Origin of the sequence: Stenotrophomonas sp. TWI1151 (assembly GCF_039673135.1) — a bacterium.
GTDB lineage: Bacteria > Pseudomonadota > Gammaproteobacteria > Xanthomonadales > Xanthomonadaceae > Stenotrophomonas.
This window is the reverse complement of the sequence record NZ_JBDJLA010000024.1, coordinates 21679-32578: the sequence shown is the minus strand read 5'-3', so window position 1 is coordinate 32578 and position 10900 is coordinate 21679. Positions and strand designations below refer to the sequence as shown.

The 10900-nt window shown below is 66.6% G+C and carries 10 protein-coding genes; 6 read left to right on the top strand and 4 right to left on the bottom strand.

The genetic code is table 11. The annotated features are described in order from the left end of the window. Positions 1–407: 407 nt before the first annotated feature. Complete coding sequence (gene tyrS / locus ABE422_RS18325) at positions 408–1619, bottom strand: tyrosine--tRNA ligase (protein WP_346483466.1); 1212 nt, start codon at positions 1617–1619, stop codon at positions 408–410. 168 nt (positions 1620–1787) lie between these two features. Between tyrS and ABE422_RS18320 the strand changes: the two genes are divergently transcribed. After that, positions 1788–3251 (top strand): peptidoglycan DD-metalloendopeptidase family protein, encoded by a 1464-nt coding sequence (locus ABE422_RS18320; protein WP_346483465.1) that lies wholly within the window; start codon positions 1788–1790, stop codon positions 3249–3251. Positions 3252–3317: 66 nt separating this feature from the next. Further along, entirely contained in the window at positions 3318–4445 is a 1128-nt protein-coding gene (locus ABE422_RS18315; RefSeq protein WP_346483464.1) for an anhydro-N-acetylmuramic acid kinase, read from the top strand. Between the two features lie 66 nt (positions 4446–4511). On the opposite strand, the gene ABE422_RS18310 is transcribed toward ABE422_RS18315, so the two are convergent. The 3 genes from ABE422_RS18310 to ABE422_RS18300 all read right to left on the bottom strand — a co-directional run bounded on the left by ABE422_RS18310 (position 4512) and on the right by ABE422_RS18300 (position 6913). After that, positions 4512–4739 carry a hypothetical protein gene (locus tag ABE422_RS18310; protein WP_046272989.1) on the bottom strand — a complete coding sequence of 76 codons (228 nt, stop codon included), beginning with the start codon at positions 4737–4739 and terminating at the stop codon, positions 4512–4514. Positions 4740–4820: 81 nt separating this feature from the next. After that, on the bottom strand, positions 4821–6116 hold the full coding sequence (locus tag ABE422_RS18305) for an MFS transporter (protein WP_346483463.1): 1296 nt from the start codon (positions 6114–6116) through the stop codon (positions 4821–4823). Continuing rightward, positions 6113–6913, bottom strand: a complete 801-nt coding sequence (locus ABE422_RS18300) for an exodeoxyribonuclease III (protein WP_152152959.1) — start codon at positions 6911–6913, stop codon at positions 6113–6115. The genes ABE422_RS18305 and ABE422_RS18300 overlap by 4 nt, the downstream gene beginning before the upstream one ends. A 207-nt stretch (positions 6914–7120) precedes the next feature. On the opposite strand from ABE422_RS18300, the gene pyrE reads away from it, so the two are divergent. The 4 genes from pyrE to kdpA all read left to right on the top strand — a co-directional run bounded on the left by pyrE (position 7121) and on the right by kdpA (position 10898). Further along, entirely contained in the window at positions 7121–7780 is a 660-nt protein-coding gene (gene pyrE / locus ABE422_RS18295; protein WP_046272987.1) for an orotate phosphoribosyltransferase, read from the top strand. An 18-nt stretch (positions 7781–7798) separates the two neighbouring features. Further along, the gene (locus tag ABE422_RS18290) at positions 7799–8461 is read left to right on the top strand and encodes a hypothetical protein (protein WP_313208798.1); all 663 of its coding nucleotides are present in this window, start codon (positions 7799–7801) and stop codon (positions 8459–8461) included. Between the two features lie 613 nt (positions 8462–9074). Continuing rightward, a complete protein-coding gene (locus tag ABE422_RS18285) occupies positions 9075–9167 on the top strand; it encodes a potassium-transporting ATPase subunit F (RefSeq protein WP_019183961.1) in 93 nt (30 codons plus the stop codon). A gap of 12 nt (positions 9168–9179) precedes the next feature. After that, positions 9180–10898, top strand: a complete 1719-nt coding sequence (gene kdpA, locus ABE422_RS18280) for a potassium-transporting ATPase subunit KdpA (protein ID WP_346483462.1) — start codon at positions 9180–9182, stop codon at positions 10896–10898. Positions 10899–10900 lie beyond the last annotated feature (2 nt).

The following is a 10900-nucleotide window of genomic DNA, read 5'->3' as shown; positions in this document are numbered from 1 at the left end:
GAACTTTGGAATCGGCCTCAGCGCCTTCTTCCGTTTGCCCCGACGTTTCCGTCGTTGCGAGCCGCCCATTATAGACCGGCTTATCTGCTTCGTCAACACCTTTTTTCAAGGCCGTTTCACCGAAGTGAACCGTTGTTGCCGATGCCGCTTCGTCGTTCGCCTCAGAGGCTTTCGTCGTTGCGAGCCGCCTATTATGTCAGGCTTTTCGTTTCCGTCAACACCTTCTTTCGAAGAAGTTGAAGTCCTGTTCCTTCGCGGTTGCCGCCTTGCGGTGGCCCCTGCGTCGGGGGAGGGAAAGTATGTCCCTATCCGGGGCGTTTGTGAAGGGGGTGGACGACATTTTTTCACGTCGTCTCTCCCACATTCATGCTGGAAGGGGTCCGGATCGCCCGAACCCCTTGTGCCACTTAGGCCGTGACCAGCAACACGCGTGCGAAGGTGCGCTTGCCGACCTGCAGCAGGCCTTCGAAACCGGGCACGAACACCTGCTGGGCATCCTCCACCACCTCGCCATCCACCTTCACCGCACGCTCTTTGAGCTTGCGGGAGGCCTCGGAGTTGCTCGGGGTGAGGCCGGCAGCCGTCAGCAGGGCGCCAATACGCAGGCCTTCGGCCGGAATGGTCACTTCCTGCAGCGGCAGCAGGGTCACATCGCCCTGCCCGGTCACCGCGGCATTCCAGCCGGCGATGGCCTGTTCGGCGGCCGCTGCATCGTGGAAGCGGGTGGTCAGCTCACGGGCCAGGCGCAGCTTCACCTCGCGCGGGTTCAACCCACCCGCCTCGACCTGTTCGCGCAGGGCCTTGGCCTCGGCCTGGCTGATATCAAAGGAGAGCAGCTCGATCCAGCGCCACATCAGGTCGTCGCCGATCTTCATGGTCTTGGTGACGATGTCGATGGCCGGCTCGCTGATACCAATATAGTTGTTGAGCGACTTGGACATCTTGGCCACGCCGTCCAGGCCTTCCAGCAGCGGCATGGTCAGCACGATCTGCGGCTTCTGCCCGTAGTGCTCCTGCAGGCCACGGCCCATCAGCAGGTTGAACTTCTGGTCGGTACCGCCAAGCTCGACGTCGGCCTCCAGCGCCACCGAGTCATAGCCCTGCACCAGCGGGTACAGGAACTCGTGCAGGGCGATGGACTGCTGGGCGGCATAGCGCTTGGCGAAGTCGTCGCGCTCAAGCATGCGCGCCACGGTGTGCTGGCCGGCCAGGCGGATCATGTCGGCCGCGCCCATCTTGCCGAACCACTCCGAATTGAAGCGCACTTCGGTCTTGTCGCGGTCGAGCACCTTGAAGACCTGGTCCTCATAGGTACGTGCGTTGGCCAGCACGTCGTCCTTGCTGAGCGGCTTGCGGGTGACGTTCTTGCCCGACGGATCGCCGATCATGCCGGTGAAGTCGCCAATCAGGAAGATGACCTGGTGGCCGAGGTCCTGGAACTGGCGCAGCTTGTTCAGCAGCACGGTGTGGCCCAAGTGCAAATCCGGCGCGGTGGGGTCGAAACCGGCCTTGATCCGCAGCGGGCGGCCGCTTTCCAGGCGCTGGCGAAGCTCCTCGGGCTTGAGGACTTCGTCGGCACCGCGACCGATCAGGGCGATGGCTTCTTCAATCGATGACACGTGACAACTCCCGGCAATGCCTTATTTATATGAATGACGTTAAGTACAAGTTAACCGCAGGTGCTTCACAAAAGCCAATAGGCACAAGGGTTTGACGCGGTATTTATACCTGTCTATGTTACCGACGTTTGGGCCCGCGCTCCCGGGCCAGCCAGGAACAGACCGACGATGCTCAATTCCGATCAAGGCCGCGCGCGCAAGCAGCGCTTCAAGGAACGTCTCCACGTCCTCCACGACACCGCCCTCCATCGGAAGCTCAAACAGCATCTTCCCGCGGCCTTCAACCAGCGCTGGACCCGCCGCCACTGGATGCACGCCAGCCTGTTCGCCACCATCGGCGCCCTGGTGGCCACGATCGTCCCCGGCTTCTCGCACACCATCGACTCGCCCTACTCGGTCAGCCATTCGACCCTGGCGCTGCCGTTGCCGCCGCTGTCGCTGGAACGCCAGCAGCAGACCCCCGGCGACAGCTGGCAGGTACTGCGCGTCCAGCGCGGCCAGACCCTGAGCAACCTCTTCGACCAGGCCGGTATCCCGGCCACGGTGATGCACCAGGTGCTGGAGCACCCCGGTGTGCGCGAATCGCTGACCAAGCTGCGCCCGGGGGCGGAGATCGCCTTCGACCTGCCGCTGTCCGGTGAGCTGCGCACGATCCGCTTCGACCGCGATGCCGACAACCGTGTGGAGCTGTCCCTGGCCGGCGACAAGATCACCGAAACGGTGAGCAAGCGCGAGAGCTCGACCCGGCGCGTGGTCGCCAGTGGCGAGATCACCAGCTCGCTGTATGCCGCCGCGCGCAAGGCGGGGTTGTCGCCCTCGGCGATCGCGACGATGACCGACGAGATCTTCAAGTACGACATCGACTTCTCCAAGGACCTGCAGCCGGGCGACCACTTCAGCGTGGTGCTGGATGAAACCTGGCGCGAAGGCGAGAAGGTGGACACCAGCAAGATCCTCGCGGCGACCTTCAGCTCGGGCGGCAAGACCTACAGCGGCTTCCGCTTCGACCGCAACGGCAAATCCGAGTACTTCGATGCCAGCGGCCGGCCGCTGAAGAAGAGCTTCATCCGCATGCCGATCCAGTTCGCGCGCTTGAGCTCGAGCTTCGGCGCGCGCAAGCACCCGGTGCTGGGCAAGATGCGCATGCACAAGGGCGTGGATTACGCCGCGCGCACCGGCACCCCGATCATGGCCGCTGGCGATGCCCGCGTGCAGTTCGCCGGGACCCAGCGCGGTTACGGCAACGTCGTGATCCTGGACCATGGCCGCGGCCACACCACGCTGTACGGGCACATGTCGCGCTTCGGCAAGATCAAGACCGGCCAGCGCGTGGCGCAGGGCACGGTGATCGGCTATGTCGGCTCGACCGGCCTGGCGACCGGCCCGCACCTGCACTACGAATTCCGCGTCAACGGCGTGCACCGCAATCCACTGTCGGTGACGATGCCGCCGCCGGAGCCGCTGCAGGGCGCCGAGCTGGCGGCCTTCCGGGCGCAGACCGCCCCGGCCCTGGCGCGTATCCAGGGCATGGAAAAGCTGATCTACGCCGATGCCAGCCCGGCACCGGATGCCAAGGCCACCGATACGGCCACGGCGAAGGCCGGCAAGCCGGTCAAATCCACTCGCGGCTGATCGCTGCGATTGACGGCGGCAAGGGGTTGCGCGGAAGCTGCACGCAACCCGTTGGACCGCCTGACCATGACCGCTGCTGTTGACCCCACCACCCCGCTCTACCTGGGCCTGATGTCCGGCACCAGCGCCGACGGCATCGATGCCGCGCTGGTGCAGTTCCCCGCCGAGGGCGGTTGCCGCTTCGTCCATGGCCTGACCCACGACTGGGACCCGGCCATCCGCGCCGAGCTGATCGCACTGGGAGAAGGCGGCACCATCACCTCGCTTGATGCACTGGGCCGCCTTGATGCCCAGGTCGGGATCACGTTCGCCGCGGCCGCCAACCGCCTGCTGGACAGCGCGCGCATCGACCGCACCCAGGTGCAGGCGATCGGCTCGCATGGGCAGACCGTGCGCCATCGGCCGCTGGCCGACCCCGCCTTCACGATGCAGATCGGCGATGCCAACCGCATCGCCGAATTGACCGGCATCACCACCGTGGCCGATTTCCGTCGCCGCGACGTCGCCGCCGGCGGCCATGGCGCGCCGCTGATGCCGGCTTTCCACCTGGCGATGCTGGGGGACAGCGATGAAGACCGTGCCGTGCTCAACCTGGGCGGCATCGGCAATCTCACCCTGATTCCGCGCGAGGGCACACCGCGCGGTTTCGATACCGGCCCGGCCAATGCGCTGATGGATGCGTGGTGCCAGCGCCATCGCGGCGAACCGTTCGATGCCGACGGCGCGTTCGCGGCCAGTGGCCAGGTGGATGCCGCGCTGCTGGCGCGCTGGCTGGCCGATCCGTGGTTCGCGCTGCCGCCGCCGAAGAGCACCGGGCGCGAGCAGTTCCACCTGGACTGGGCGCAGGCGCAGCTCGGCGAGGGGCAGGTGTCGGGCGCGGATGTGCAGGCCACCCTGCTGGAACTGACCGCCGCCACCGTGGCCGATGCGCTGCTGGCGCACCTGCCGGGTGCGAAGCGGGTGCTGGTGTGCGGCGGTGGGGTGCGCAACCCGCAGCTGCTGCGGCGCCTCGGCGCGCGTCTGCCGGGCGTGGTGATCGAGTCCAGCGCGATGCACGGGCTGGATCCGGATTATCTGGAGGCGATGGGGTTCGCCTGGTTGGCACAGCGCACGCTGGCCGGGCTGCCGGGCAACCTGCCGAGCGTCAGTGGCGCGCGGGGGCCGCGGATTCTCGGGGCGATCCACCTGGGCTGAGGGACCACGGCGGGGGGCGCTGCGTGCGGCGGTGATCGCCGATGCGCCATTCGCGGCGTGCCGCCGTTACAGCCCCTGCGCGTCCGGCAACGCCTGCAGGGCGGCGATGGCATCGGCCAGCGCGTCGACCTCGGGATCGTGGAAGCCGCTGCGGACCTCCAGTTCGCTGGCGAACAGGCCTTGTTCCAGCAGCGCCACGCAGGTGTCCTCGCGGGTCCATCCGCGCGCAACCGCAATGCGGCGGATACGTTCCAGCAACAGCGGGTCCACCTCCCGCAGCAGTAGATCAGCCATCGTTCTCCCCGTTGGCGCGCCGCCATCCCCGCGGCCACTGTGCCGGCATGATCCATCAGGCGCTGCCGGCACGCAAACCCCTCAGGCCGTGCTGCGGTCCCGGATCCGTGGCCACAGCCAGACCAGCAGCAGCAGGGTCGGGATGACGGTGGTGGCGCTGAGGATGAAGAAGGTGCTGTAGGAGCTCGCCTCCACGATGTAACCGGAGACGCCGCCGACGAACTTGCCCGGCAGGTTGGCCAGCGAGACCAGCAGCGCGTACTGGGTGGCAGTGAAGTTGCGATCGGTCAGCGAGGACATGAAGGCGACCAGCACGGTGCCGGCAAAGCCCTGGAACAGGTTGTCCGCGCTCAGCGCCGCATAGAACGCCCACAGCTGGCCCGGGTTGTGCGCCATCAACAGGAACGCCAGGTTGGACAGCGCCACGCCCAGCGCGGCGACCAGCAGCATGCGGCGGAAGCCGAACGCGGCCACCGCGATGCCGCCGAGGAAGGCACCGCCGATGCCCATCCACACCCCGAACAGCTTGGAGACGGTGGCGATATCGGCTTTGGTGAAGCCCGAATCCAGATAGAACGGACCGGCCATCACCCCGATCACCTGATCCGGGAACTTGTAGAGCCCGACGAAGGCCAGCAGCACCAGCGCCAGCACCACGCCGTTGGTGCTGAAGAAGCTGGCGATCGGCTGCCAGAAAGCCCCGAAGAAATCGATCCGGCGCTGGATGCGCACTTCCGGCTGTTCCGGCTCGCGGCACAGCAGCGTGGTGATGATCGGCAGGATCATCAACGCGGCCATGGCCAGGTACGCCACGATCCAGCTCTCGAACTGGGCCAGGTACAACGCGCCCGCGCCGGCCAGGATCAGGCCGATGCGATAGCCCAGCGTGTAGGTCGCGGCGAGTGCCGCCTGCGCGCTCTCCGGTGCGATCTCGATGCGGTAGGCATCGACCACCGAATCCTGGGTGGCGCCGGCGAACGAGGCCACCAGCACCCACAGGACCAGTGGGGTGACACCGAGTTCGGGGCGCACGAACGCCAGCGCGAACAACCCACCGGTGACCGCGATCTGCGAGGCGAGCAGCCAGGAACGGCGGCGGCCGAGGAAGCCGATCAGCGGAAACGCGTAGCGGTCGATCAGCGGCGCCCAGACGAACTTCATCAGATAGAAGAAGCTGGCCAGGCTGATCAAACCGATGCTGCCCAGGTCCAGGCCGACATCACGCAGCCGGGTGGACAGGGTCTGCGAGGCGATCAGCAGGAACGGCAAGCCGCTGCCGAAGCCCAGGAAGGCCATCGTCAGCGCCGAGGGCGTACCGAAGGCACGCTTGATCCCCGCCCAGCCCTCGTAGGACATCGGCTCGACCGCTTCACTCATGGGGCGTAGTCCACCGTGAACGGGGCATGGTCGGAGAAGCGCTCATCGCGATAGACCGAGCAGCTGCGCAGGCGCTCGCGCAGGCCCGGGCTGACGAACTGGTAATCGATGCGCCAACCGACGTTATTGGCGCGCGCCTGGCCGCGGTTGCTCCACCAGGTGTAGTCCTCGCCCTGCGGGTGCAGCAGGCGGTAGGCATCCGTCCAGCCCTGGCCGGCGGCGATATCCAGCGCCTGGTCGGCATCCACGCACTGGCCGTTGAGCCAGTCGCGCTCGGGCGGCAGGCAGCCGGAGTTCTTCTGGTTGGATTTCCAGTTCTTGATGTCCAGCGCGGACCGCACAATGTTCCAGTCGCCGCACAGCACGTAGTCGCGGCCACTGGCCAGCCAGCCGGCCAGGATCGGGCGCAGCCACTCCATCACCTCGTACTTGAAGCCCTGGCGCAGATCGCCCGAGCTGCCCGAGGGGATATAGAAGGAGACCACGCTGAGGTTGCCGTAGCGCGCCTCGATGTAACGGCCTTCATCGTCGAACGGGGCCCAGCCCAGCGAGGTGATCACCTGGTCCGGCTCGCGCTTGCTGTAGATGGCGACCCCGCTGTAGCCCTTCTTGGTGATGGCGTCGCGGTAGAAGCAGTGGTGGCCGTCCGGGCGGAACATCGGGTCGGTCAGCTGGTCTTCCTGGGCCTTGGTTTCCTGGATGCACAGGACGTCGGCGTCCTGGGCGCGGAACCACTCGAGAAAGCCCTTGGTGGCGGCGGAACGGATGCCATTGGCGTTGAAACTGATGATGCGCATGCTGACCCGGGTCTGGAACGATACCCGCAAGAGCATACCGTTTCGGCCCTTGCAGGGGCTGGCTGGAAACGGACGCGATTACCGCGCGCCGGGGCCTTTGCAGGTTGTCGCACCGCCCCATGCGACACCGGGCCGCAGGGGCCGGCGAGCGGAAAAGTGCGGGCATGCATTAGGATTTGCGCTCCAAATGAATTGAATTGAGTCTTGATGAGCGACCATCGCCACCGTTTCCTGCAACTGGCCCTGACCGCCGATGCCCTGCGTTTCGGCCAGTTCACCCTGAAGTCCGGCCGTCTGAGCCCCTATTTCTTCAATGCCGGCCGGTTCGATTCCGGCGCGCGCATGTCCCAGCTGGCGGCCTGCTACGCCGATGCCGTGGAAGCGACCGGGCTGAAGTTCGACGTCGTGTTCGGCCCGGCCTACAAGGGCATTCCGCTGGCCACCGCGACCGCCTGTGAATTCGCCCAGCGCGGCCGCGACCTGCCGCTGTCGTTCAACCGCAAGGAAGCCAAGGACCACGGCGAAGGCGGCAACCTGATCGGCGCCGACATGAATGGCAAGCGCGTACTGATCGTGGATGACGTGATCACCGCCGGTACCGCGATCCGCGAAGCGCTGGCGATCATCAAGGGCGCCGGTGGCACCCCGGCCGGCATCGTGGTCGCACTGGACCGCCAGGAGATCGCCTCGGAAACCGACCGCCGTTCGGCCGCGCAGGCCGTGGCCGAAGAAGCCGGCATTCCGGTGGTCGCCGTGGCCACGCTGGCCGACCTGCTTGATTTTGCCTCCGGAAATCCGGAACTTGTCGGCTACCGGCAGCCGCTGGAGGACTATCGTTCCCGCTACGGCAGCCGTCCTACGCGTTGAGAGCAGGGGGCTTTCACCATGTCCAGGTTTGCCACGTTCACCGTTGTCGGCCTGTTGCTGGCCGTGCCGCTGTTGCCTGCCCAGGCGCAGAAGCGCACGGCCGATGCGACGCCGAAGAAGCTGTACTGCTGGAACAAGGGCAGCGAGCGGATCTGCAGTGATGCCCTGCCCCAGGAGGCGGTGAACAGCGCGCGCGAGGAGTTCAACCTGCGCAGCGGCATGCGCAGTGGGCAAGTGCAGCGCGCGTTGACCGACGAGGAACGCGCCGATGCTGCTGCGCAGGCCGCGCAGCAGCGCCTGGACCTGGCGGCCGAGCAGACCCGCCAGCGCACCGAGCAGGCCATGCTGGCCACGTACGAGAACGAGGACGACCTGCGCCGGGTGTTCGCCGAGCGCAGCGGGATCCTGGACAACAACATCCACACCGCCAGTTATAACGTGGCCAGCGTGCGTGATGCGCTGGTCACGCTGCTGGCCAGCGCGGGCAACCGCGAGCTGGATGGGCAGCCGGTGCCGGACAAGCAGGCCGAGCGCATCCGTGAGCGGCATGCCGAGCTGGTGGCGCAGCGGCGCATGCAGGCGTCGTTCGAGCAGCAGCGCCAGGCGCTGGATGTGGAGATCGAGAGCACGCTGCAGCGTTATCGGTTGCTGAAGGGTGTGGGGAGCGATCCGCGCGGGTAAGGGTGGATGTGCGATTGCGTTGAAACGAAGGCGGCCTTTTGGGTCGCCTTTTTGGTTTTTCTACGCTCCGCATCGCGGGCATGAAGCTTGCTGTGAACTGTTGCGGACGCGGACGCGGGGGCGGTGGGTTGGTCGGGCGGCGGGCCGCGATGCCCTTGCCGGCGAATGTCCCCCGGCGCCGGCCTGTGGCCGTCCCCTCCTCCTTGATTTCGCCCACAAGGGCATCGCGACCCGCGTATCCAGACCACTGGCGCCGCACTGAAAGCCCTGGGTTGCAGCACGCGCACCACATGCGAGCCCCGTAGCGGTGGGTAGGCCCCTGGGCAAAATCAAGGAGGAGGCCGTCGCCGGCAGGCGGCGGCCGGGGGACATTTGCCGAGGGGCCTGCCGGTCGCTGCGGGGCGTAACGTTCGCACCAAAGACGCACCTTTTTATGCACTTTTTACGGGAGTCGCCGGTTTCGGGCGTGGAGCGTTTATGCCGGGCAGGCAGACCATGAGCGCTTGACGTGGAGTGGTTCCACCTGGACGTCCCATGCACCTGTATCTGCCTGTCTCCCCCGCCGGTGCCCCGTGCACCGCGCGCTCCCTTTCCCGCGTTTGAGGCCACGACCATGTCTGCCTGGCTTTCCCTGCTGTGCGGCGTGCTGGTGCTCGTTGCCGCCGCCTATCTGTTGTACGTCGTGCTTCGGCCCGAAACCTTCTGACCGGAGCCGACCATGACCGAGATCCTGTTGATCCTGCTGGCCAGCATCGTGCTGGCCTTTCCGCTGGGGCTGTACCTGGCCCGGGTGATGCGCGGTGGCCCGATGCGCGGCGACGCGCTGTTCGGGTGGATTGAAAAACCGCTGTACCGGCTGCTCGGGGTGAACCCGGCGCGCGGCATGTCCTGGCGTGGCTACGTGGGTGCCTTCCTGCTCAGCAACGTGGTGATCGCGGTGCTGGTGCAGGCGGTCTTCATGACCCAGGCCTGGCTGCCGTTCAATCCCGACCAGATTCCCAACATGCGCTGGGATACCGCGCTGCACACGATGGTGTCGTTCCTGACCAACACCAACCAGCAGCACTATTCCGGCCAGGCGCAGCTGTCCTACTTCGCGCAGATGACCGCGATCACCGGGCTGCAGGTGGTGACGCCGATGATGGGCCTGGCGCTGGTGGTGGCCACCCTGCGTGCACTGTTCAGTGCGCGCCCTGAGGACGTGCCGGCTGACCAGGCCGCGCTGCTCAGTGCGGACCGCCGTGTCGATGTGGGCAACTACTACGCCGATGTGGTGCGCGCGTGCGTGCGCTTCATGCTGCCGCTGTGCCTGTCGTGGGCGGTGCTGCTGACCAGCCAGGGCGTGCCCGCCACGTTCACTGGTGGTCCGCAGGCCACGCCGATCGATGCCGCGGCCGGCATGGACACGCAGAAGATTCCGCTCGGCCCGGTCGCGGCGATGGTCGCGGCCAAACAGCTGGGCACCAACGGCGGTGGCTGGTACGGCCCCAACAGCGCGATGCCGCTGGAGAACCCGACCCCGCTGTCCAATGCGCTGGAACTGATCGGCATCCTGCTGATCCCGATCGCGGTGATCTTCATGCTCGGCGCGTTCACCGGACGCAGGCGTCTGGCCGGGCTGGTGTTCGGCTGCATGCTGGCGATGTCCAGCGTGTCGATCGCCGCCACCGTGTGGCTGGAAGGTCACTCGGCCACGGCGGCCAGCCCGCTGCTGATGGAGGGCAAGGAAGTGCGCTTCGGTGCCGATGGCACGGGGCTGTGGGCCGCGATCACCACCCAGGTATCGAACGGTTCGGTCAACGGCATGCATGACTCGCTCAGTCCGCTGGCCGGTGCCGTGCCGATGGTCAACATGCTGGTGAATGCGATCTGGGGTGGCATCGGCTGTGGCCTGCAGCAGTTCATCGTGTACCTGCTGCTGGGCGTGTTCCTGGCCGGGCTGATGACCGGCCGCACCCCGGAACTGTTCGGCCGCAAGCTGGAAACGCCGCAGGTGCGCCTGCTTGCGCTGCTGGTGCTGCTGCAGCCGATCACCATCCTGGGCTTCACCGCGCTGACCCTGGCGATCCCGTCGATCACCGGCACCTCCAACCCCGGCTTCCACGGCATCAGCCAGGTGTTCTACGAGTACACCTCGGCGTTCGCCAACAATGGCTCGGGCTTTGAGGGCCTCGGCGATGCCACGGTGTGGTGGAACCTGAGCTGCACCCTGGTGCTGTTGCTGGGTCGCTACCCCGTGCTGGTGATCCCGTTGATCGTGGCCGCGCAGCTGGCGGCCAAGCGGCGGGCGCCGGAATCGGCCGGCACGCTGCAGATTGAAACCCCGACCTTCGCGCTGACCCTGATCGCGCTGATCGTCATCCTCACCGTATTGCAGTTCATGCCGGCGCTGGTCCTTGGCCCGGTGGCCGACCACCTGTCGCTGACGCTGCACTGAGA

Excerpts from the sequence above, each read along its gene's own strand:
- ABE422_RS18315 (WP_346483464.1), top strand. The coding sequence starts at position 3,318 with ATGACCGCTGCTGTTGACCCCACCACCCCGCTCTACCTGGGCCTGATG.
- pyrE (WP_046272987.1), top strand. The coding sequence starts at position 7,121 with ATGAGCGACCATCGCCACCGTTTCCTGCAACTGGCCCTGACCGCCGAT.
- ABE422_RS18305 (WP_346483463.1), bottom strand. The coding sequence starts at position 6,116 with ATGAGTGAAGCGGTCGAGCCGATGTCCTACGAGGGCTGGGCGGGGATC.
- kdpA (WP_346483462.1), top strand. The coding sequence starts at position 9,180 with ATGACCGAGATCCTGTTGATCCTGCTGGCCAGCATCGTGCTGGCCTTT.
- ABE422_RS18300 (WP_152152959.1), bottom strand. The coding sequence starts at position 6,913 with ATGCGCATCATCAGTTTCAACGCCAATGGCATCCGTTCCGCCGCCACC.
- ABE422_RS18310 (WP_046272989.1), bottom strand. The coding sequence starts at position 4,739 with ATGGCTGATCTACTGCTGCGGGAGGTGGACCCGCTGTTGCTGGAACGT.
- ABE422_RS18285 (WP_019183961.1), top strand. The coding sequence starts at position 9,075 with ATGTCTGCCTGGCTTTCCCTGCTGTGCGGCGTGCTGGTGCTCGTTGCC.
- ABE422_RS18320 (WP_346483465.1), top strand. The coding sequence starts at position 1,788 with ATGCTCAATTCCGATCAAGGCCGCGCGCGCAAGCAGCGCTTCAAGGAA.
- ABE422_RS18290 (WP_313208798.1), top strand. The coding sequence starts at position 7,799 with ATGTCCAGGTTTGCCACGTTCACCGTTGTCGGCCTGTTGCTGGCCGTG.